Here is a 20785-nt window from a genome sequence, read left to right as displayed (position 1 = left end):
TGAATCCAGTCAAAGAAAAGGGGGCCGGTATCGGCCCCCTTTTCTTTGGGTCTATTGACGGCCGCCTGTTGTTCAGCGCCGGGCCGCGGGGTGGGCTTTGGGGCGCACGCCCGGAACCACCTCGGCTTGCAGTGTTTTGCCTTGGCGCAGCAGGCTGAAAGGGGTTGATTGTCCGGGCGGCAGCCCCGAGACACGTGACAACAGTTCGGGCACGCTGCGCACGGCCTGGCCCCCCACCTGCGTGATCACATCGCCGGGCCGGATGCCCGCCTGGGCCGCGGGGCCGTTTTGCAGCACGCCGGTGATGATCACGCCCGGGACGGGCTGGATGCCGAAGGTCTCGGCCAATTCCGCGGACAGCTCATTCGGCTCGACCCCAATCCAGCCTCGTGTGACCCGTCCGTCCTTGATGATGCTGTCGAGCACCTGGCGCGCGGTGGACACCGGGATGGCAAAACCGATGCCCATGCTGCCGCCTGAGCGTGAATAGATGGCGGTGTTGATGCCCAGCAGATTGCCGTACACGTCGACGAGCGCGCCACCCGAATTGCCTGGGTTGATGGCCGCGTCGGTCTGGATGAAGTTCTCGAAGGTGTTGATGCCCAGCTGATTGCGTCCTAGCGCACTCACGATGCCGCCGGTCACGGTTTGCCCGACGCCGAAGGGGTTGCCGATGGCCAATACCTGGTCTCCGACCTGCAGCGAGTCCGAATTGCCCAGCACAATCGTCGGCAACCTGTCGACGTCGATCTTCAGAACCGCCAGATCGGTGTCGGGATCGGTGCCGATGACCCGAGCCTGGGTGGTGCGGCTGTCGTTGAGGGTGACCTCGATCTCATCGGCTGATTCGACCACATGGTTGTTGGTGAGGATGTAGCCTGAGGTGCTGACGATCACGCCGCTGCCCAGCCCACTCTGTTGCTGGGTTGCGCCCTGGTCGCCGAAAAAGAACTGATACCAGGGATCACTGCTGCGAGGCTGGCGGCTGATCTTGCTGGTGTTGATGCTGACCACCGCTGGCGAAGCCTTGCGGGCGGCGCCACTGAGGCTGCCCGGAGCGGTGCTGCCGGCCGGGGAGGGCGGTGCCTCCAGCAACGCGACACCCATGGTGCCCACACGCAGAGGGCCGCGGTTCAGCCATTGGGGTTGGAGCGTGGCGACCACGAAATAGGCGGCCAGAACCACGGTGACGGTTTGAGAAAAGAGCTGCCAGATGCGCTTCATGAATGGGGTCTGGTGGGCGTCGACCGGGCCCCCCAGATGGGGCTGGAGCGGGCGGAATCCGGGCTGGCGGGTGAAGTTGGACTGCTATTGTCACTCAAGCCATGGGTCGCAGGATGGGGCGCAAATCAGAGCCTGCTCACGATCTTGCACGGGCCGCGTTGGCGCGCAATCGGGCGGGGCGCCACAAATCCGAGTTCGGACCCGATGTCGCTCCAACCCTTCGGGCAGTGGTCTTTTCAGGCGGTTTGCGGCGTTGCGGCGCACAGTCGATAGCCGGGCGATCGACGGTGCGCCACGCCTTGCATTCCATCCTGAAAGACCGCTGCGCGACCCGTGGGAGATCGTGAACAGGCTCTGAGACAATTCGGTGCATGAGTACTGACCGACACACCTTGCTGCAGACCTGCGATGCCTTGCTGCAGCCCGAGCGCTTCAAGGACTATGGTCCCAATGGCCTGCAAGTGGAGGGGCGTCAAGAGGTGCGGCGGCTGGTGTCCGGCGTCACGGCCAGCCTGGCCCTGATTGAAGCCGCCATTGCTGCCGGAGCTGACGCCATTCTGGTGCACCACGGTCTGTTCTGGCGTGGGCAGGACGGGCGCGTCACCGGCTGGATGAAGCAACGCCTGCAGAGGTTGTTGGCCCACGACATCAACCTGCTGGCCTATCACCTGCCACTGGATGCGCATCCGGAATGGGGTAACAACGCCCAACTGGGGCGGGTGCTGGGCTTGGAGGGCGGGGCTCCCTGTTTTGGTGAGCAGAACCTGGGTTGGATGGCGCGGCTGGGTGCCCTGGAAGGCGCGGCCCTGGCGCAGCGGGTAGAAACCGCACTGGGGCGACCCGTGACCTGGGTGCCGGGGGATGGTCGCCCGGTGAGGCGGGTGGCCTGGTGCACCGGCGGGGCCCAAAGCTATTTTGAAGCGGCCATTGCGGCCGGGGCGGATGCTTTCATCACCGGAGAGATCTCCGAGCCGCAGGCCCATTACGCCCGCGAGTCCGGGGTGGCGTACCTCGCCGCTGGACACCATGCCACCGAACGCTATGGAGCCCCCGCGCTGGCGGGTGAGGTGGCCCGCCAACTGGGTGTTCCACATCACTTCATCGACATTGACAACCCCGCCTGAAAGGCACCCGCACATGTCTGATTCACCCCCCGCAGTGGCCAGCGTTTCTGCCCATGGGCCCTGGTTGGCCTTGACCCAGGGCGACCCGGCCGGCATCGGGCCCGAGACCATCGTCAAAGCGTTTGAGCTTGAGCCGTCGCTCATGATGGGCGTTCTGGTCGTGGGGCAGCCGGAAGTGCTGCGTCGGGCCGCTCAGGTGGTGCGGCAGGCTCGTGGCGGTGGGCAGGCAACGGTGCCGGTCGTGGTGCTTTCCGAGCCGGCCGATCTGGCGCAGTGCCCACCGGGCTGCCTGCCGGTGATCGATCCTGGGACCCCCATGCCGAACGGCCTGCCTGAATGGGGGCGGGTCAGTGATCAGGCAGGCCGCCAGGCGGCTGAAGCTGTCCTTTGGGCGGCCCGGGCGGCTTTGCGTGGGGCGGTGGCCGCCATGGTGACGGCGCCGTTGCACAAAGAGGCGCTGCACGCGGCGGGCGTGTCGTTTCCGGGGCACACCGAACTTTTGCAGGCTGAAGCGGCGGCCCATGCTGGGGTGGGACTGGAGGCAATGCCGGTTCGCATGATGCTGGCCAATCAGGAACTGCGAACCGTGCTGGTGAGCATCCATGTCTCGCTGCGCCAGGCCATCGATGCGGTGACCTACGACAACGTGCTGGACACCCTGCGCATCACCCAGGGATCATTGCGGCGCGTGTTGGGCAGGGCGCCCCGCATCGCGGTGGCAGGCCTGAACCCGCATGCGGGAGAGGGTGGAATGTTTGGGCGCGAGGAGCTGGACATCATCGAGCCCGCCGTGCAGGCCGCTCGTGCACAGGGGATGCAGGTTGTGGGGCCGGTGGCCCCCGACACGGTGTACATGCGAGCCCGGCGTGGCGAGTTCGATGTGGTGGTGGCGATGTACCACGATCAGGGTCTGATACCGGTCAAATACCTGGGGGTGGAAGAGGGGGTCAACGTGACCTTGGGCCTGCCTCTGGTGCGCACCAGTCCTGATCATGGAACCGCATTCGACATCGCCGGCACAGGGCAGGCCGACCCGTCCAGCTTGATCGAGGCGCTGCGCATGGCCCGGCGCCTGATCCACGCCTGAGCGAGGTCGCGCCGCAAGGTGTCAGGCGACCTGGGCGGCCTGGTTGTCCGGGGCTTCGTGGGGGGGCTTACTTGCGCAGGCTGTCGCGAATTTCGCGCAGCAAGACAATATCTTCAGCAGGGGCGGCCGGCGCGGCTTCGACCGGCGTTTCGGTCGGTGTTTCACGCTTCAGGCGGTTGATTTGTTTGACCATCATGAAAATGATGAAAGCCAGGATCAGGAAATTCACCGCCACGGTGATGAAATGCCCATACGCAAAAACAGGCACACCGGCTTTCTTGAGGCCTTCCAGCGTGTCGGACGTGCCTGCTGGAATTTGACCCAAGGCAATATAGAGATTTGAAAAATCGAGCTTGCCAAACACCAGTCCGACCACCGGCATGATCAGATCAGCCACCACCGAGTCGACGATCTTCCCGAAGGCGCCGCCGATGATCACGCCGACAGCCAGGTCAATCACATTGCCTTTGATGGCGAATTCTTTGAATTCCTTGACGATGCTCATGGAAAGTTTCCTTTGTTTGCTTTGTATGAATTTTTTTGCCGCGGGCGGCTGAGTATCAATTCTGCACAGTCTTTACGATATGCAGGGGGTAATCCAAGGGTTTGCCCTGATTTCTCGGTATTTATGCACATTCTCCGGGACGATACACGTGGCAAAAGCGCGTTGAATTTACGAGAGGCCCTCCGGTACAATCCGCGGTTGACCCAAATAAGCGATGTTCATCGAGGAACAACCCCATGAGTGACACCCCAGTCGACACCCAGCGGATCGACTCCAGCAAGAGGACGTGGCTGATCGCCTCAACCTGTGCTGGTGCCGTGGGCGGCGTTGCAACCGCCGTTCCCTTCGTGAGTACTTTGTCTCCTTCTGAAAAGGCCAAGGCGGCGGGTGCCGCTGTCGAGGTGGATATTTCCAACCTCAAGCCTGGCGAGAAGATGACGGCCGAGTGGCGGGGCAAACCCGTGTGGATCGTGAAGCGCACACCAGAGATGGTGGCTGAGCTTTCCAAGCTCGACGGCCAACTGGCAGACCCGAAGTCTGAGCGCCATCCCGACGAATTCACGCCCGAGTACGCGCGCAACACGACCCGCTCGATCAAGCCGGAAGTGCTGGTGGTGGTGGGCATCTGCACCCACCTCGGCTGCTCGCCGTCTGACAAGTTCACCCCGGGTCCGCAGCCCTCGCTGCCCGACAACTGGGAGGGGGGGTTCCTCTGCCCTTGCCACGGTTCGACCTTTGACCTGGCCGGGCGTGTGTTCAAGAACAAGCCGGCACCGGACAACCTGCCGGTGCCTCCTCACATGTACCTGTCCGATACGCGCCTGCTGATCGGCGAAGACAAGAAGGCTTGAGGGAACACATCATGGCTGAATACAAGGAAATCTCCCCCAACGCCTCGGCAGGCGAAAAGCTGCTGAACTGGGTGGACAACCGCTTCCCGGCGTCCAAGCTGTACAAAGAGCACCTCTCCGAGTACTACGCACCCAAGAACTTCAACTTCTGGTACTTCTTTGGCTCACTGGCCATGCTGGTGCTGGTGATTCAGATCGTGACCGGTATCTTCCTGGTCATGCACTACAAGCCGGATGCCACGCTGGCATTTGCCTCGGTCGAGTACATCATGCGTGATGTGCCCTGGGGGTGGCTGGTGCGTTACATGCACTCCACCGGTGCTTCGGCATTCTTTATCGTGGTCTACCTCCACATGTTCCGGGGTCTGCTGTACGGCTCGTACCGCAAGCCGCGGGAACTGGTCTGGATCTTCGGTTGCGCCATTTTCCTGTGTCTGATGGCCGAGGCCTTCATGGGCTACCTGCTGCCCTGGGGGCAGATGTCGTACTGGGGCGCTCAGGTGATCGTGAACCTGTTCTCTGCCATCCCCTTTGTCGGCCCTGATCTGGCTTTGCTGATCCGCGGCGACTATGTGGTGTCCGATGCGACCTTGAACCGTTTCTTCAGCTTCCACGTGATTGCGGTTCCGCTGGTGCTGCTGGGTCTGGTGGCCGCTCACATCATTGCCCTGCATGAAGTGGGCTCGAACAACCCGGATGGCGTCGAAATCAAGGGCCCCAAGGCGCCCCGCGATGCCAACGGTCACCCTCTGGACGGCATTCCTTTCCATCCGTACTACACCGTTCACGACATCCTGGGCGTGAGTGTGTTCCTGATGGTGTTCACGGCAGTGATCTTCTTCGCCCCTGAAGCGGGTGGGTACTTCCTGGAATACAACAACTTCATCCCGGCCGATCCGTTCAAGACGCCGAACCACATCGCCCCGGTCTGGTACTTCACGCCGTTCTACTCGATGCTGCGTGCCATCACGGGCGAGATGATGTATGCGTTGATCGCTTGCGTGGCCGCTGGCGCCTTCTTCGGTGCCGTCAAATCCAAACTGCCGGCCTTCCTGAAGGCGGGTGTCGTGGGCGCAGCGGTGGTGGTCATCGCCCTGATGTTGTCCATCGACGCCAAGTTCTGGGGTGTGGTGGTCATGGGTGGCGCAGTGATCATCCTGTTCTTCCTGCCTTGGCTGGATCAAAGCCCGGTGAAATCCATCCGCTATCGCCCGAGCTGGCATAAATACCTTTATGCCGTCTTCGTGGTGGTGTTCGTGGTGCTGGCCTACCTTGGTGTGCAGCCGCCGTCTCCGATTGGCGAGCGTGTGTCCCAAGTGGGTACCTTGTTCTACTTTGGCTTCTTCCTGTTGATGCCGTGGTGGAGTCAGATCGGTGAAACCAAGCCGGTTCCTGATCGTGTGACTTTTGCTGCCCATTGATTTGCTGGAGAGAAAAACAATGAAAAAGCTTGCAAACCTGGGCTTCGCCCGTCACCTGATCGTTGGTTTGGCCATGGCTGTCGGTCTGGTTGCTGGCGTCCAAGCCAACGAAGGTGGTGTGGCTTGGGACAAGGCACCCAACAAGACCAATGATCTGGCTGCCCTGCAAAACGGCGCCAAGATCTTCGTCAACTACTGCCTCAACTGCCATTCGGCTGCTTTCATGCGCTTCAACCGCCTGAGGGACATCGGCCTGACCGAGCAGCAGATCAAGGACAACCTTCTGTTCACGACCGAAAAGGTCGGTGACACCATGAAGGCTGCGATCGATCCCAAGCAGGCCAAGGATTGGTTTGGTGCCAACCCGCCCGATCTGACCGTGATCGCCCGATCGCGTGCGGGTCATGGTGGCACGGGTGCCGACTACCTCTACACCTACATGCGCACTTTCTACCGCGACGAGACCAAGGCCACCGGCTGGAACAACCTGGTCTTCCCGAGCGTGGGCATGCCGCACGTGCTCTGGGAACTGCAAGGCGCGCGCCGTCCGGTATATGAAGAATCCGAGGAGCATGGCCACAAGGTTGAGGTGTTCAAGGGCTGGGAGCAGCTGACTCCGGGTACCATGACGCCCCTGCAATATGATCAGGCCGTAGGGGATCTCGTGGCCTACCTGCAGTGGATGGGCGAGCCAGCGCAAAATACACGTGTCCGGGTGGGCGTGGGTGTTCTGATCTTCCTGGCTTTCTTCACGTTGATCGCCTGGCGTCTGAACGCTGCTTACTGGAAAGACGTCAAGTAATTCCGTCACCTGCCTGATCGACTCGGTCGATCAGGCCCGCAGAGTGGGTCCGCCTTGGGCGCCCCACTCTTTTTGATTTTGAGGAGCCGTTACCATGATGGTGTTGTACTCGGGGACCACGTGTCCCTTTTCCCACCGCTGCCGCTTTGTCTTGTTTGAAAAAGGCATGGACTTCGAGATTCGCGACGTGGATCTCTACAACAAGCCAGAAGACATCAATGTGATGAATCCCTACGGTCAGGTGCCTATCCTGGTCGAACGGGATCTGATTCTGTATGAATCGAACATCATCAACGAGTACATCGATGAGCGCTTTCCTCATCCTCAGCTGATGCCCGGCGATCCGGTGGATCGTGCCCGTGTCCGCCTGTTCCTGCTGAACTTCGAGAAGGAATTGTTTGTGCACGTGAGCGCTCTCGAGTCGCGTCTGACCAAGGGCAATGAAAAGGCCCTGGAAAAAGCACGCGCCCACATCCGCGACCGCCTCACCCAGCTTGCTCCGGTGTTCCTGAAGAACAAGTACATGCTGGGCGAGAATTTCTCCATGCTGGATGTGGCGATTGCCCCGCTGCTGTGGCGTCTGGATTACTACGGCATCGAACTGAGCAAGAACGCCGCGCCTCTGCTCAAGTACGCCGAGCGCATCTTCTCGCGTCCGGCCTACATCGAAGCGCTCACGCCGTCCGAAAAGGTCATGCGCAAGTAAGCCCTCTGTTTGCGAAAGAATGCCATGAATGCCCAGGAGTCTCCATCGACCCGTCCTTATCTGATCCGCGCTTTGTACGAGTGGTGCACTGACAACGGGTTCACGCCCTACGTGGCGGTTGCTGTGGATGAGTCGGTTCAGGTGCCGCGTGAGTTCGTCAAGGAGGGTGAGATCGTTCTCAACGTCAGCTATGACGCCACGAGCGGCCTCAACATCGGCAACGATTTCCTCGCATTCAAGGCGCGTTTCGGCGGCGTGCCACGCGAAATCCTGGTGCCGATCGAGCGTGTGATGGCCATCTACGCCCGTGAAAACGGTCAAGGGATGGCTTTTCCGATCGCGGATACTCCGTCCGAACCGAAGGCCGATGCCAAGCCTGTTCTGTCCGAAACCTCATCTGATGAGCGTGTCGTGCAGTTGGTGTCGGTGGACGAGGCCGCTGCGCCCTCTGCGGAGACACCGCCCGAGCCTCCCAAGCCTGCTTCGCCCGCGGGTGCGAGGCCGGCGTTGAAGCGAATTAAGTAGGCATTTTCATTTCTCCCCGGGGTTCTGGCAGTTAAAATCCTGCCCGTACCCTCTGGGGTCAGCCGGTTTAGCTCAGTTGGTAGAGCACCCGCCTTGTAAGCGGTAGGTCGTCAGTTCGAATCCGACAACCGGCACCATCTTCTCTTTTGTCACCCCCTCCATTCAACGGTTCGCTGTTTGAACCTTGAGTCGGATTGCGGTAACCTCCCACCCCCGACTTCTCAAATGCGCCTGCAAGGCCGGCAACAGTTGTTTCAGCTTGGCTGCAGCCGAGTTTGATTCAACCAGCAGGCACCAGGTCGGTCCGTCAATGGGCCCGGCCTTGATGGCCGATCTGAGCAAGGGAGGGATCAGGGGTTCGATGGCCTTCAGGCGCAACGACGAATCCCGCACCAATTCTGACAATCTGGCCAGGGTGGGCGATTCCATCGACGCCTGGGCGAGCGTCACAGCTTGATGTCGACGGTTCATGTGGGGACCCGGTTTTCTGGAGAGGTACTGAATTGCAACTGATTATCACGGATGCCTGGTTGGCCAAGAGCAGGGCCTTGCACTTGAGTGGCTGGCATTTGCTGCTGGCAACCCTGCTGGCTTCGTTGGGGCTGATGCTGTTTGCCGCCGGGCTTTACCACTGGGTTTTTCTCAAAGGGGCGCGTGAAGGTTGGCCTGTCATCGGCTCGGTGGTCAAACTGATTGTGAAGGACGAGAACGAGCAGCGTGATCGCTACTTGCGCGAGAACCTGGATGTCATGGCCCGAAGGGTCGGTGAAATGCAGGCCAGGATGATGCAACTCGAATCTCTTGGGGAGCGCGTGTCGGGTCTTGCGGGGGTGAGTGCCGATCTGAAGTCGACGCCGGGGCGAGGTGGGGCCTTGGTCGCCGCCCGCCCCATGACTTTTGAAGAATTGCAAAGCACACTGGATGAGCTTGAGCGCGTGGCAGACCAGCGTGTCGATCTGATGACGGTGATTGAATCCCGCTTGTTCGACCAGAAGATCCGCAAGATGATGGTTCCCACCCAGACCCCCGTTCCGGGACGCCCGCTGGGTTCTGGTTTCGGGTGGCGCATTGATCCCATCACGGGCAGCTCCGCGCTGCACACCGGGCAGGACTACCAGGCGGATGTCGGCACGCCGATTCTGGCCGCCGCGGGGGGTGTGGTGGTCACGCAGGCCTACCATCCCGAATATGGACAGATGATCGAGATCGATCATGGCAATGATCTTGTCACCCGATATGCGCACGCTTCACGGGTGTTTGTGCACAAGGGCGATCTGATCAAGCGTGGCCAGCGCATTGCCGAAGTGGGCACCACGGGGCGCTCCACCGGTCCCCACCTGCACTTCGAGTTGTTGGTGCAGGGCGTCCCGCAGGATCCGAACCGCTTTTTGCGCGCCGGATCGAGTGCCTCCACCACGCTGGCAGACCGGCGTGGCGCTGTCACGGCGCAGTAGGGGCCAAAAGGTAGAATCTCTATCTTGTGCCGGTATCCTGGCTTGGCGCGTTGTTGCACGCACGCTTGCAATCCAGGAAGTCGGCTCCACCTGAATTCAGCATTGTTTTAGGGATTTTGGTCGCTCTGTCATGGCGCATAGCAGGCAGAGCGGTCTTGTTTTCATGGCCACTAATTTCCTCACCAAAATTTTCGGCAGCCGCAACGATCGGCTTCTGCGTCAGTACCGCAAGACGGTGGATCGCATCAACGCGATGGAGCCTGAGTACGAAAAATTGTCGGACGAGGCGCTGCGGGCCAAGACTGACGAATTCCGTGAGCGGGTCAGCAAGGGGGAAAGTCTCGACGCGATCCTGCCTGAGGCCTTTGCGGTGGTTCGTGAAGGCTCCAAGCGGGTCATGCGCATGCGCCACTTCGATGTGCAGTTGTTGGGCGGCATGGGCTTGCACAACGGCAAGATCGCTGAAATGCGCACCGGGGAAGGCAAGACGCTGACGGCGACCTTGGCGGTCTATCTGAATGCGTTGTCCGGCAAGGGCGTGCATGTGGTTACGGTCAACGACTACCTGGCGGGGCGAGACGCGGCCAACATGGGGCGTCTGTACAACTTCCTGGGCATGACCGTCGGCGTCAACCTGCCGCAGATGCCGCGGGCTGAAAAGCAGGCGGCCTACGGGGCAGACATCACCTACGGGACCAACAACGAATATGGCTTTGACTACCTGCGCGACAACATGGTCTACGAGACCACGGATCGCGTGCAGCGTGGCCTCAACTACGCCATCGTGGACGAGGTGGACTCGATCCTGATCGACGAGGCGCGTACGCCTTTGATCATCAGTGGTCAGGCCGATGACCACACGGCCCAGTACATCGCGATCAACCGCGTGGTGCCTTTGCTGGTTCGCCAGGAGGGTGAGGCCGATCCTCGCACGGGCGAGGGTGTGACCAAGCCTGGTGACTTCACCGTCGACGAGAAGACCCATCAGGTGGTGCTCACCGAGCAGGGCCATGAGAACGCCGAGCGCATTCTCTACAGCGCCGGCTTGCTGCCCGAGGGGGCCTCGCTTTACGACCCGGCCAACATCTCGCTGATGCACCACCTGTATGCAGCGCTGCGGGCCAACCACCTTTATCACCGTGACCAGCACTATGTGGTGCAGGACGGCGAGATCGTGATCGTTGACGAGTTCACTGGCCGCCTGATGTCGGGTCGCCGCTGGAGCGATGGCTTGCACCAGGCTGTTGAAGCCAAGGAAGGCGTGGCCATTCAGGCCGAGAACCAGACCCTGGCCTCGATCACCTTCCAGAACTATTTCCGCCTGTACAGCAAGCTGTCCGGCATGACGGGCACGGCGGACACCGAGGCCTATGAGTTCCAGGAGATCTATGGTCTTGAGACCATGGTCATCCCGCCGAACAAGCCCAGTCGTCGTGACGACCAACTCGACCGCGTCTACAAGACCACCAAGGAAAAGTACGACGCCGCCGTCAAGGACATTCGCGATTGCTATGAGCGTGGGCAGCCCGTGCTGGTCGGCACCACCTCGATCGAGAACTCCGAGCTGATCTCTCAGTTGCTGGATCGCGAAAAGTTGCCGCATCAGGTGCTCAACGCCAAGCAGCACGCCCGTGAGGCTGACATCGTGGCCCAGGCAGGTCGCTCGAAGATGATCACCATTGCCACCAACATGGCAGGCCGCGGGACCGACATCGTGCTCGGTGGCAACATCGAAAAGGCCCTGGCCGAGGCTGAGGCTGATGAATCGCTGGACGTGGCACAGCGCGAACAGAAGGTCGCCCAGCTGCGCGAGGCATGGCAGCGTGACCATGAAGTTGTCAAACAGCAGGGTGGCTTGCGCATCATCGCTACCGAGCGCCATGAGTCCCGCCGCATTGACAACCAGTTGCGCGGCCGTTCGGGCCGCCAGGGTGATCCGGGCTCCTCGCGCTTCTACCTGAGCCTGGACGACCAATTGATGCGCATCTTTGCGGGCGATCGTGTCAAGGCGATCATGGATCGTCTGAAGATGCCCGAAGGTGAGGCCATCGAAGCCGGCATCGTCACGCGCAGCATCGAGTCGGCCCAGCGCAAGGTGGAGGCCCGCAACTTCGACATCCGCAAGCAATTGCTGGAATACGACGATGTCTCCAATGACCAGCGCAAGGTGATCTACCAGCAGCGCAACGACATTTTGGATGCGGGCAGCCTGGAGGCCCAGATTGCCAGCTTGCGCGAGGGCTGCTTTGACGATCTGGTCCGCGCCTATGTGCCGGCCGAGTCGGTTGAAGAGCAATGGAACCTGCCGGGTTTGCAGCGGGTGCTGAAGGATGAGTGGCAGATCGAAGTCGATCTGCAGGCGCTGGTCGAAAAATCCAGTGCCATCATGGACCATGACATCCTCGAGGCCGTGCAAAAAGCGGCCGGCGAGGTCTTCCAGGCCAAGGTGGATGTGGTGGGCGGCGAGAGTTTCACCCAGTTCGAGCGCGTTGTCCTGCTCCAGACCATTGACAGCCACTGGCGCGAACACCTCAGCTCGCTGGACCACCTGCGCCAAGGCATCCACCTGCGCGGCTATGCCCAGAAGCAACCCAAGCAGGAATACAAGCGCGAGGCCTTTGAACTGTTCGGCCAGATGCTGGATTCAGTCAAGAACGAAGTCACTCGCCTGTTGATGACAGTTCGTCTGCAATCTGACGATCAAGTCGGTGAAGCCGCCCAAGCGCTGGAGGCCCGTGCCGAGCACATCTCCAACGTGACCTACACGGCACCCACCGAGACCGGCGAGGTCGAGACGGTGGCCGATCAGTCGGGCGCACCCTTGCCCGCCGATGCGCTGTTGCGCGTGGGGCGCAACGATCCTTGCCCCTGCGGTAGTGGCAAGAAATTCAAGCTGTGTCACGGCAAGTTGGCCTGAGCCCTGCACACTCCTGACACGGGCTGCGGCCCGTGTTGTTCATTCGGGCCTCGCTGGCGCATGGCAATCCACCGCTGGCAAGGGCTCTTGTTTTGAAAGTCGACCATGCCTGTTCATCTTTCTGCTCCGCTTCCCCATGAGATTTTTCCGGTTCCCGGCGTGCGCATCGGCGTGGCCGAGGCCGGGGTACGCAAGGCCAACCGCAAGGACCTGACCGTCTTCTTGCTGGATGAAGGCACCAGCGTGGCCGGTGTGTTCACCCAGAACCGCTTTTGCGCTGCGCCTGTGCAGATCAGCCGCGAGCATCTGAGCCGTGGTGCCGGTGTGCGCGCCATGGTGATCAATACTGGCAATGCCAATGCCGGCACGGGTGAGGATGGTCTGGTGCGTGCTCGCGCCACCTGCATCGCCCTGGCCCGCCAACTGACTCTTTCGCCCGATCAGATCCTGCCGTTTTCGACAGGCGTGATCATGGAGCCCCTGCCGGTGGATCGCATTGAAGCCGGCCTGCCAGCCGCCTTGGCCGATGCCCGCGAAGACCATTGGGGCCGTGCCGCCGAAGGCATCATGACCACCGACACCGTGCCCAAGGCGTTCAGCCGGCGCATCACCCTGTCCGGCGTGCCGGTGACGATTTCCGGTATCAGCAAGGGCGCGGGCATGATCCGCCCCAACATGGCCACCATGCTGGGCTTTCTGGCCACCGATGCGGCGCTGGATCCGGCCTTGCTGCAGGGGTTGGTGCGTGACCTGGCCGAAGGCTCGTTCAACCGGGTGACCATCGATGGCGACACCTCCACCAATGACTCCTTTGTGTTGATGGCCACCCACAAGGCGGGCAATCCGCTCATCCAGTCGCTGGATTCGGGTGATGGGGCCTTGCTCAAGGCCGCCTTGCTGGAGGTGGCGCAAAAGTTGGCGCAGGCCATCGTGCGTGATGGCGAAGGTGCCACCAAATTCATCACTGTGCGTGTTGAAGGTGGCAAGACGGCGGAAGAGTGCCGCCTGGTGGCTTATGCCATCGCCCACTCGCCCTTGGTCAAAACCGCTTTCTACGCCAGTGACCCCAACCTGGGCCGCATCCTGGCGGCGGTGGGCTATGCAGGCATTGCCGACCTCGATCAGACCGGCATCGACCTGTATCTGGACGATGTGCATGTGGCCGTCCAAGGTGGGCGCAACCCGGCTTACCGTGAGGAAGACGGCCAACGCGTCATGAAGCAAAGCGAAATCACCGTGCGTGTGGTGCTGGGCCGTGGTGCCGCAGCGGACACCGTCTGGACCTGTGATCTGAGCCACGATTACGTGAGCATCAACGCTGACTACCGGTCCTGAGCCTCAGGCGCGAAGCCCATGAACGAAAAATTTGAACACCTGATGCTACGCGCCGAGCAGTTGATCGCGCGCATCGAATCCGTGTTGCCTCAGCCCCTGTCGGCACCGGCTGACTGGAACGCATCGATTGCCTGGCGTTACCGTCGGCGTGGTTCCGGGCATGGCGTGCTGGAGCCTGTGCGTCACGTGGCGGTGATGAAGCTCGAAGACCTGAAGGAGATCGAGCCGCAGAAGGAGAAGATCCAGCGCAATACCCAGCAGTTCGTGCGCGGCCTGCCGGCCAACAACGTGCTGCTGACAGGGGCCCGGGGTACCGGCAAGTCCTCGTTGATCAAGGCCTGCTTGAACGAATACGCCCCCGAGGGCTTGCGTCTGATTGAGGTTGACAAGGCGGATTTGACGGATTTGCCCGACATCGTGGACGTGGTCTCTGCCCGCCCCGAGAAGTTCCTCATCTTTTGCGATGACTTGAGCTTTGAAGAGGGTGAGGCCGGCTACAAGGCGCTCAAGTCGATCCTGGATGGCTCGGTGGCGGCGGCGACGCCCAATGTGCTGATCTATGCCACCAGCAACCGGCGTCATCTGTTGCCCGAGTACATGACGGAAAACCTCACCTACACGCACACCGAAGACGGCGAAGTGCACCCGGGTGAAGTGGTCGAGGAGAAAATCTCGCTGTCGGAGCGCTTTGGGCTGTGGGTCAGCTTCTACCCTTTCTCGCAGGATGAATACCTCACCATCGTGGGGCAGTGGCTGAGCTCTTTCGGGGTCTCGGAGGGGGCGCGTGAGGCCGCCCGCCCGGAGGCCCTGGTATGGGCTCTGGAGCGTGGATCTCGCAGCGGCCGGGTGGCCTATCAGTTTGCGCGTGATTTTGCAGGGCGTGCCCATGGCTGAGCGCCAACACACAGAAGTGGCTGTCGGGATTCTCATCCGAGCTGACGGCGCGCTGCTGTTGAGTTCCCGCCCTGAGGGCAAGCCCTATGCGGGGTATTGGGAGTTTCCGGGGGGCAAGCTCGAAGCCGGTGAAACGGTGGAGCAGGCCTTGCGCCGCGAACTGGAAGAGGAATTGGGCGTGGTGATTGGTGCTGCACAGGCCTGGAAAGTCACGGAGCACGATTATCCCCATGCCCTGGTCCGCTTGCATTGGTGCAAGGTGCAGGAGTGGCAGGGTGACTTTGAAATGCGCGAGGGCCAAAGCATGGCGTGGCAACAGTTTCCCTTGACCGTGGCGCCGGTTCTGCCGGGCGCTTTTCCGGTGCTGGATTGGCTGGCCGCCGAGCGAGGTCATGTGGGGCCTGTGGTCACGGCCGCCCGGTCTGAATGACGCGGCTGCGCCGCCCAATTCACTGCAGGCGAGGATCGCCGTAAGGCGCGTCGTCTGGTGGCGCCTCGGTGGGCATGCGAAAGGTTTCGCTGGCCCAGGCGCCAAAGTCGAGGTTCTTGCAACGTTCACTGCAGAATGGCCGGTAGCCATTGCTGGGGTGGTAGAGGCTGGGGCCTCCACAGGCGGGGCACCGCACGGTGCGAGCGCCTTGAGGTTGAGGGGCGAAGTTGTCGGTGCTCATGGGATTCGACGGAGGGGGCAGGCGTCTGCCGCACTCGGGCAGGTCACGCGCACAAGGCCAGTTCGAAGTTGGCGTCTTCGCTGCAGGCATGCAGACGTCCATCTGCCTCCTGACGCATCAACCTGACGGACACCAGCAGGCGGTTGCCGCTGATTTCAGGAATCAATCCCCAAGCCGGGTTCAGGCGCAGGCGCATCAACTGGAAGGTACGCCCTTGGGGCAATGTCTGCTGGAACTGCCCGCGCTCGGCCACCACCTTTTGGGGCGTGCCTGAGTCGCGCAGCATCTTCAGCAGCAGAAAAATGGACTCGGCCAGCGGCCCGAGGGTCCCCGCCCAGCCCTGGAGGTCGTCGCGTCGTTGGGCTGGATCCGCATGCTGCCAAGCGTAGTAGGCTGGCAGATCAAAGCCACAGGTGCCACCCGGAATGCCGATGCGGCTGCGGATGCTCATCAGCCATTCGTTTTCGGTCAACGATTGGCCGGCCTTGCCGGGCTGCCCATTGAGGGCCGCAAAGTCGGCATCGATCTGGGCGATCACCCCATCGAGAATCTGCTCAGAGATGGAGGGGTTGCCCCGGTAACCGTTGAGCGCGGATTTTTGTTTTTCGAGGTCTTTGAGCACGTCCGACTTGAGGTCGGCTCGTGCCGCAACGTCCATGATTTCGAAGATCGTGGCCAGGGCGAAATGGTGGTCCAGTGCGGCATCGCGCAAGACCAGTTCACCCAGGCGCCGGAAGAGTTGCTCCAGGCGCAGGTAGGTGCGAATGCGTTCGTTGAAGGGGTATTCGTAGAGGATCACTGCTCGTTCCGTTGCGCGCATCATAGCCCGAAGTAATGGGCCAAATCGGCCACCTGCTGGCCCAGGGCCTCCAGGGTGCAACCCTCATTGAAAATCACGGCATCTGCGCAGGCCAGGCGTTGTTCACGGCTGGCTTGCGCGGCCATGATCGCCTGCACGGCCTCGCGACCGAGGCCGCTGCGCTGCTGGACCCGGCTGATCTGGGTCTCGGGCAGGCAGTCGACCACCACCACCCCGTCGAGTTCTGCGGGCCAGCGTTTGGATTCGACAAGCAAGGGGATGTCGTACACCACCAAAGGGGCGCCAGCCGCTTCATGCGCGATCGCCTCGGCCTGCAGGTTCTTGCCGACCAGTGGGTGGATGATGGCTTCGAGCCGGGCGCGTGCATCGGGCTGGCTGAAAACCAGCGCGCGCATGGCATCGCGGTCCAGAGCTCCGTCCGAGGCGAGTACGCCTGCACCAAAGCGGGCCTCGATCTCTGGCATGGCCTCTCCCCCGGCCTGCGTCAGTTGACGGGCCACGGCGTCGGCATCAATCAGTCCCGCGCCATGCTCGGACAGCAGCTTGGCCACGGTGCTTTTGCCCGAACCTATCCCTCCGGTCAACCCGAGGTGCCTGACCTGACGGAGCGCCGATGCCATCGTGCTCAACCGCCGATCCAACCGAGCAGCAGGCTTTGCAGGCGGTCCGGCCCCCAGATCATGGCTGCAAAGCCAGCACCCGCCAGAAAAGGTCCGAACGGAATGTAGCCCCCCTCGCGCAGGCCGCTGGAGAATTTCATGGCGATGCCAATCACGGCCCCGATCACCGATGAGATCAGGATGATGGGCAGCAGCGCTGGCCAGCCAAACCAGGCGCCCAGGGCTGCGTAGAGTTTGAAATCCCCGTAGCCCATGCCTTCCTTGCCGGTCAGGAGCTTGAAACCCCAATAGATCAGCCACAACGACAGATAGCCCGCAACCGCACCCCACAGCGCGGTGCGCAGATCCACCTGGGTCCAACCCGCTGCGGCTGCGATCAGGCCCGCCCACAACAAGGGAAGGGTCAGGTCATCGGGGAGCAGCGTGGTGTCCCAGTCAATCAGCGCCAGCGTCAGCAATGTGGCGGCAAAACCGCACCAGGCCAGGGTGCTGAAAGTGAAGCCCCAGCGCAGAGCGCACAAGGCAAACAGGCCGGCTGTGGTCAGTTCAACCAGTGGGTAGCGCGGGCTGATGGCCGCTTTGCAGGCCTTGCAGCGGCCTCGCAAGACGACATAGCTCAGAACGGGGATGTTCTCGTACCAGTTCAGGGTGTGCCCGCAGGACTGGCAGCGCGACCGCGGGGCCATCAGATTGAAGGTGGCCGCCGGTGTTGCCGGTGTTTGCCCCAGGTGCTCCGCGCAATCGCGGTCCCACTGGGCTTCCATCATCTTGGGCAGTCGGTAGATGACGACATTCAAAAAGCTGCCGAACAGCAAGCCCACCAGCCCCGCCAAGGCGGGGTCCCAGTCACCAAACCAAGTCATCAAACCACCTGCCCCAATTTGAAGATAGGCAGGTACATCGATACAACGATGCCGCCGATGATGGTGCCGAGCACGACGATGATGATGGGCTCCATCAGGCTGGAAAGCCCTGCCACCATGTCGTCCACTTCGGCCTCATAGAAGTCGGCTGCCTTGCCCAGCATGTGGTCAATCGAGCCGGATTCTTCGCCGATGGCGCACATCTGCAGCACCATCGACGGGAACACATTGGCATTGGTCATGGCCGCCGTCAGGCTGGTACCCGTCGAGACCTCCTGCTGAATGCGCTCGGTGGCGATGGCATAGACCGAGTTGCCCGAGGCGCCACCCACCGAGTCCAGTGCCTCGACCAGCGGCACACCCGCGGCGAACATGGTCGACAGGGTGCGGGTCCAGCGCGCAATGCAGGATTTGTTGATCAGGGCGCCAAAGATGGGAATGCGCAACATCAGACGGTCCATGGCCATCTGCATCTTTTCATTGCGCTTCCAGGATTGCATGAAGAAGTAACCGCCTCCTCCCATCAGGCCAAAGATCAGCCACCACCATTGAACGAAAAACTCGCTCATGGCAATCACAAAAAGGGTGGGGGCTGGCAGGTCGGCGCCAAACGATGAGAACACCTGTTTGAAGGCTGGAATCACGAAGATCATGATCACCACGATCACGACAAAGGCGACGATGATCACTGAGATCGGGTACATCAAGGCCGATTTGATCTTCGACTTGATCGCCTCGGTCTTTTCCATGTAGATCGCCAGTCGATCCAGCAGCGATTCCAGGATACCGGCCGCCTCACCGGCTTCGATCAGATTGCAGTACAAGTCATCGAAGTACATCGGGTACTTGCGAAATGCTCCGCTCAGCGAGGTACCGGTCTCCACATCGGATCGGACATCATTGAGCAATTTGGTGACGCTGGGATTGGCATTGCCACGGCCCACGATGTCAAAGGTCTGCAGCAGTGGAACGCCGGCCTTCATCATCGTGGCCAGTTGGCGCGTGAACAGGGCGATGTCCTTGGGCTTGATTCTCTTGCCCGAGCGCATCTTGCGCTTCTTGATTTTGGTCGGAAACACGCCCTGGCGACGCAGCGACGCCTGTACCTGGTTTTCGCCGGCTGCACGCAATTCACCGCGCACGGGTTTGCCGTTGCGGTCCTTGCCCTCCCACTCGAAGACAAACTCTTTGATGTCTTTTTTTGTGCTTGCCATTGGCTTGTTGATTCTGGTTATTCGTTTGTCACGGCCAGTACTTCCTCCAGCGAGGTCAAGCCCATTTTCACTTTGTACAGTCCGGATTCACGCAGGCTGCGCACACCTTCCCGGCGGGATTGCTCGGCAATTTCCAGTGCGCTCCCATCGCGCAGGATGATGCGCTGGATTTCCTCTGAAATCGGCATGACCTGGTAGATGCCGACCCGGCCCTTGTAGCCGTTGTTGCAGGCCGAGCAGCCCACGGGGCGGTAGGTCACCCAGCTGCCGTCCAGCTCATCCTCCCGAAAGCCCGATTCAAGCAGGGTTTCGCGCGGGATGTCGGCCGGCGCCTTGCAGTTGGGGCAGAGGCGACGGGCCAGACGCTGGGCGGTGATGAGGATGACACTGGAGGCAATGTTGAAGGGCGCAATGCCCATATTGCGCATCCGGGTCAGCGTGGTGGGGGCATCGTTCGTGTGCAGGGTCGACAACACCAAGTGGCCCGTCTGGGCTGCCTTGATGGAAATATCGGCCGTCTCCAGATCGCGGATTTCACCCACCATGATGATGTCCGGATCCTGCCGCAGGAAGGATTTCAGGGCGGCCGCAAAAGTCAGGCCCGCTTTTTCGTTCACGTTGACCTGGTTGACCCCCGGCAGGTTGATTTCCGATGGGTCTTCGGCGGTGGCAATGTTCACGCCGGGCTTGTTGAGCATGTTCAAGCAGGTGTACAGCGACACCGTCTTGCCTGAGCCTGTCGGGCCGGTGACCAGGATCATGCCGTAAGGACGGCCAATCGCGTGGATCAGGCGCTCCTTCTCTTCGGGTTCGTAGCCCAGTGCCTCGATGCCCAGCTTGGCGCTGCTGGGGTCAAGAATACGGATCACGATCTTCTCGCCAAACAGCGTCGGCAAGGTGCTGACCCGGAAGTCGATCACACGATCGGCTCCGATCTTCAGCTTCATGCGTCCGTCCTGAGGAACCCGCTTTTCGGAAATGTCCAGGCGAGAAATCACCTTGATCCGCGAGGCCAGTTTGTCTTTGATGGCGATCGGAGGCGTGGAAATTTCCCGCAACTCGCCGTCGATCCGAAATCGAACCCGGTAATAGTGCTCGTATGGCTCGAAATGCAAGTCTGACGCGCGCATGTTGAAGGCGTCCAGCAGCATCTTGTGCAAGAACTTGACGACGGGGGCGTCTTCAACCTCGGCACTGTTGGTTTCGGCCACATCTTCGGTGATGAGGGGCTCATCCTCGAACTGGAAATCGCCACCGCCGATGATGGTGTCCATGGCCTCGGCCGCCGAAACGGTTGTGGCCTCGACCATTTTGGACAGCTTGTCGTACTCGGCAATGATCCAGTCAACGCCCATCTGGGTCGAGAACTTGATCTTTTCGACCACCTCCTGGTCAGAGGGATCCGCTGTCGCGATGATCAGTCGATTGCTGCGCTTGCTGAGTACGAGGATCCGATAGGCCTGACAGATCTTGGGGTCCAGCAGGTCTTTGGGCAGCCGTTGAGGATCGATGGCGTCAAGATCCAGCAACGGTGCGCTGAACGCCTGTGACATCGTGTGGGCTAGGTCGGCCGCCGAGACAGCCCCCGAGCCCATCAGCTCGACAATGAAACTGGTGCGTTGAGCCAGCGCCTTCTGGTAGATGTCCTCGGCCGCCTTTTGGGCCAATTTGCCCGCTGTGATCAGTGCCCGCCCTAATCCGGGCAGTGCAACGGACGATGATTTATTGGCTGGTTCGACAGCGGCCATGAGG

General features: G+C 61.2%; 21 protein-coding genes and 1 tRNA gene. 13 read left to right on the top strand and 9 right to left on the bottom strand.

Features of this window, described 5'->3' with window-relative positions:
• Positions 1-72 precede the first annotated feature (72 nt).
• Positions 73-1224 (bottom strand): trypsin-like peptidase domain-containing protein, encoded by a 1152-nt coding sequence (locus AC3WUT_RS11880; protein ID WP_492347275.1) that lies wholly within the window; start codon positions 1222-1224, stop codon positions 73-75.
• 371 nt (positions 1225-1595) lie between these two features.
• Between AC3WUT_RS11880 and AC3WUT_RS11875 the strand changes: the two genes are divergently transcribed.
• Together AC3WUT_RS11875 and pdxA are read left to right on the top strand one after the other, a co-directional pair.
• A complete protein-coding gene (locus AC3WUT_RS11875; protein ID WP_492347274.1) occupies positions 1596-2348 on the top strand; it encodes a Nif3-like dinuclear metal center hexameric protein in 753 nt (250 codons plus the stop codon).
• Positions 2349-2361: 13 nt separating this feature from the next.
• On the top strand, positions 2362-3435 hold the full coding sequence (gene pdxA, locus AC3WUT_RS11870; RefSeq protein ID WP_492347273.1) for a 4-hydroxythreonine-4-phosphate dehydrogenase PdxA: 1074 nt from the start codon (positions 2362-2364) through the stop codon (positions 3433-3435).
• A gap of 67 nt (positions 3436-3502) precedes the next feature.
• Here the strand turns inward: pdxA and mscL are convergent, their stop codons facing one another.
• Positions 3503-3940, bottom strand: a complete 438-nt coding sequence (gene mscL / locus AC3WUT_RS11865; RefSeq protein WP_492347272.1) for a large conductance mechanosensitive channel protein MscL — start codon at positions 3938-3940, stop codon at positions 3503-3505.
• Positions 3941-4176: 236 nt separating this feature from the next.
• Between mscL and petA the strand changes: the two genes are divergently transcribed.
• The 6 genes from petA to AC3WUT_RS11835 all read left to right on the top strand — a co-directional run bounded on the left by petA (position 4177) and on the right by AC3WUT_RS11835 (position 8382).
• Positions 4177-4791 carry a ubiquinol-cytochrome c reductase iron-sulfur subunit gene (gene petA / locus AC3WUT_RS11860; RefSeq protein WP_492347271.1) on the top strand — a complete coding sequence of 205 codons (615 nt, stop codon included), beginning with the start codon at positions 4177-4179 and terminating at the stop codon, positions 4789-4791.
• Positions 4792-4802: 11 nt separating this feature from the next.
• Positions 4803-6212, top strand: coding sequence for a cytochrome b (locus AC3WUT_RS11855; RefSeq protein ID WP_492347270.1), 1410 nt, complete (start codon positions 4803-4805; stop codon positions 6210-6212).
• A 19-nt stretch (positions 6213-6231) separates the two neighbouring features.
• Positions 6232-7014 carry a cytochrome c1 gene (locus AC3WUT_RS11850; RefSeq protein ID WP_492347269.1) on the top strand — a complete coding sequence of 261 codons (783 nt, stop codon included), beginning with the start codon at positions 6232-6234 and terminating at the stop codon, positions 7012-7014.
• Between the two features lie 94 nt (positions 7015-7108).
• Positions 7109-7720 carry a glutathione S-transferase N-terminal domain-containing protein gene (locus AC3WUT_RS11845; RefSeq protein WP_019576115.1) on the top strand — a complete coding sequence of 204 codons (612 nt, stop codon included), beginning with the start codon at positions 7109-7111 and terminating at the stop codon, positions 7718-7720.
• Positions 7721-7744: 24 nt separating this feature from the next.
• Complete coding sequence (locus AC3WUT_RS11840; RefSeq protein ID WP_492347268.1) at positions 7745-8245, top strand: ClpXP protease specificity-enhancing factor; 501 nt, start codon at positions 7745-7747, stop codon at positions 8243-8245.
• Between the two features lie 61 nt (positions 8246-8306).
• A tRNA-Thr gene (locus tag AC3WUT_RS11835) sits at positions 8307-8382 on the top strand.
• 25 nt (positions 8383-8407) lie between these two features.
• Here AC3WUT_RS11835 and AC3WUT_RS11830 read toward each other — a convergent pair.
• Positions 8408-8716: a hypothetical protein gene (locus AC3WUT_RS11830; protein ID WP_492347267.1), complete on the bottom strand. Its 309-nt coding sequence runs from the start codon at positions 8714-8716 to the stop codon at positions 8408-8410.
• Positions 8717-8748: 32 nt separating this feature from the next.
• Between AC3WUT_RS11830 and AC3WUT_RS11825 the strand changes: the two genes are divergently transcribed.
• From AC3WUT_RS11825 to AC3WUT_RS11805, 5 genes are all read left to right on the top strand, one after another.
• On the top strand, positions 8749-9699 hold the full coding sequence (locus tag AC3WUT_RS11825; protein ID WP_492347266.1) for a M23 family metallopeptidase: 951 nt from the start codon (positions 8749-8751) through the stop codon (positions 9697-9699).
• Positions 9700-9862: 163 nt separating this feature from the next.
• Positions 9863-12616, top strand: a complete 2754-nt coding sequence (gene secA / locus AC3WUT_RS11820) for a preprotein translocase subunit SecA (RefSeq protein WP_492347265.1) — start codon at positions 9863-9865, stop codon at positions 12614-12616.
• A 105-nt stretch (positions 12617-12721) separates the two neighbouring features.
• The gene (gene argJ, locus AC3WUT_RS11815; RefSeq protein WP_492347264.1) at positions 12722-13951 is read left to right on the top strand and encodes a bifunctional glutamate N-acetyltransferase/amino-acid acetyltransferase ArgJ; all 1230 of its coding nucleotides are present in this window, start codon (positions 12722-12724) and stop codon (positions 13949-13951) included.
• Between the two features lie 18 nt (positions 13952-13969).
• On the top strand, positions 13970-14845 hold the full coding sequence (locus AC3WUT_RS11810; RefSeq protein ID WP_492347263.1) for an ATP-binding protein: 876 nt from the start codon (positions 13970-13972) through the stop codon (positions 14843-14845).
• Complete coding sequence (locus AC3WUT_RS11805; RefSeq protein WP_492347262.1) at positions 14838-15275, top strand: NUDIX domain-containing protein; 438 nt, start codon at positions 14838-14840, stop codon at positions 15273-15275. Before AC3WUT_RS11810 ends, AC3WUT_RS11805 begins: the two co-directional genes overlap by 8 nt.
• A 19-nt stretch (positions 15276-15294) precedes the next feature.
• On the opposite strand, the gene AC3WUT_RS11800 is transcribed toward AC3WUT_RS11805, so the two are convergent.
• The 6 genes from AC3WUT_RS11800 to pilB are packed head-to-tail and all read right to left on the bottom strand — an operon-like array spanning position 15295 to position 20781.
• Entirely contained in the window at positions 15295-15516 is a 222-nt protein-coding gene (locus AC3WUT_RS11800) for a DNA gyrase inhibitor YacG (RefSeq protein ID WP_492347261.1), read from the bottom strand.
• 43 nt (positions 15517-15559) lie between these two features.
• Entirely contained in the window at positions 15560-16315 is a 756-nt protein-coding gene (gene zapD / locus AC3WUT_RS11795) for a cell division protein ZapD (protein WP_492347260.1), read from the bottom strand.
• Positions 16316-16335: 20 nt separating this feature from the next.
• Positions 16336-16956, bottom strand: coding sequence for a dephospho-CoA kinase (coaE, locus tag AC3WUT_RS11790; protein ID WP_492347259.1), 621 nt, complete (start codon positions 16954-16956; stop codon positions 16336-16338).
• A 5-nt stretch (positions 16957-16961) separates the two neighbouring features.
• On the bottom strand, positions 16962-17819 hold the full coding sequence (locus tag AC3WUT_RS11785) for a prepilin peptidase (protein WP_492347258.1): 858 nt from the start codon (positions 17817-17819) through the stop codon (positions 16962-16964).
• Positions 17819-19033 carry a type II secretion system F family protein gene (locus AC3WUT_RS11780; protein WP_492347257.1) on the bottom strand — a complete coding sequence of 405 codons (1215 nt, stop codon included), beginning with the start codon at positions 19031-19033 and terminating at the stop codon, positions 17819-17821. The genes AC3WUT_RS11785 and AC3WUT_RS11780 overlap by 1 nt, the downstream gene beginning before the upstream one ends.
• 17 nt (positions 19034-19050) lie before the next feature.
• Complete coding sequence (gene pilB, locus AC3WUT_RS11775; RefSeq protein ID WP_492347256.1) at positions 19051-20781, bottom strand: type IV-A pilus assembly ATPase PilB; 1731 nt, start codon at positions 20779-20781, stop codon at positions 19051-19053.
• Between the last annotated feature and the right edge of the window lie 4 nt (positions 20782-20785).

The organism is Curvibacter sp. EU05-FHT14A10 (assembly GCF_058791075.1).
This window is presented reverse-complemented; position numbering and strand designations above follow the sequence as displayed.

Bases quoted from the DNA above. Each gene is read 5' to 3' on its own strand.
- pilB (WP_492347256.1), bottom strand. From the start codon at position 20,781: ATGGCCGCTGTCGAACCAGCCAATAAATCATCGTCCGTTGCACTGCCC.
- argJ (WP_492347264.1), top strand. From the start codon at position 12,722: ATGCCTGTTCATCTTTCTGCTCCGCTTCCCCATGAGATTTTTCCGGTT.
- AC3WUT_RS11845 (WP_019576115.1), top strand. From the start codon at position 7,109: ATGATGGTGTTGTACTCGGGGACCACGTGTCCCTTTTCCCACCGCTGC.
- AC3WUT_RS11805 (WP_492347262.1), top strand. From the start codon at position 14,838: ATGGCTGAGCGCCAACACACAGAAGTGGCTGTCGGGATTCTCATCCGA.
- AC3WUT_RS11830 (WP_492347267.1), bottom strand. From the start codon at position 8,716: ATGAACCGTCGACATCAAGCTGTGACGCTCGCCCAGGCGTCGATGGAA.
- AC3WUT_RS11800 (WP_492347261.1), bottom strand. From the start codon at position 15,516: ATGAGCACCGACAACTTCGCCCCTCAACCTCAAGGCGCTCGCACCGTG.
- AC3WUT_RS11875 (WP_492347274.1), top strand. From the start codon at position 1,596: ATGAGTACTGACCGACACACCTTGCTGCAGACCTGCGATGCCTTGCTG.
- AC3WUT_RS11810 (WP_492347263.1), top strand. From the start codon at position 13,970: ATGAACGAAAAATTTGAACACCTGATGCTACGCGCCGAGCAGTTGATC.
- AC3WUT_RS11855 (WP_492347270.1), top strand. From the start codon at position 4,803: ATGGCTGAATACAAGGAAATCTCCCCCAACGCCTCGGCAGGCGAAAAG.
- AC3WUT_RS11785 (WP_492347258.1), bottom strand. From the start codon at position 17,819: ATGACTTGGTTTGGTGACTGGGACCCCGCCTTGGCGGGGCTGGTGGGC.
- AC3WUT_RS11880 (WP_492347275.1), bottom strand. From the start codon at position 1,224: ATGAAGCGCATCTGGCAGCTCTTTTCTCAAACCGTCACCGTGGTTCTG.
- AC3WUT_RS11850 (WP_492347269.1), top strand. From the start codon at position 6,232: ATGAAAAAGCTTGCAAACCTGGGCTTCGCCCGTCACCTGATCGTTGGT.
- AC3WUT_RS11780 (WP_492347257.1), bottom strand. From the start codon at position 19,033: ATGGCAAGCACAAAAAAAGACATCAAAGAGTTTGTCTTCGAGTGGGAG.
- mscL (WP_492347272.1), bottom strand. From the start codon at position 3,940: ATGAGCATCGTCAAGGAATTCAAAGAATTCGCCATCAAAGGCAATGTG.
- AC3WUT_RS11840 (WP_492347268.1), top strand. From the start codon at position 7,745: ATGAATGCCCAGGAGTCTCCATCGACCCGTCCTTATCTGATCCGCGCT.
- coaE (WP_492347259.1), bottom strand. From the start codon at position 16,956: ATGGCATCGGCGCTCCGTCAGGTCAGGCACCTCGGGTTGACCGGAGGG.
- secA (WP_492347265.1), top strand. From the start codon at position 9,863: ATGGCCACTAATTTCCTCACCAAAATTTTCGGCAGCCGCAACGATCGG.
- petA (WP_492347271.1), top strand. From the start codon at position 4,177: ATGAGTGACACCCCAGTCGACACCCAGCGGATCGACTCCAGCAAGAGG.
- pdxA (WP_492347273.1), top strand. From the start codon at position 2,362: ATGTCTGATTCACCCCCCGCAGTGGCCAGCGTTTCTGCCCATGGGCCC.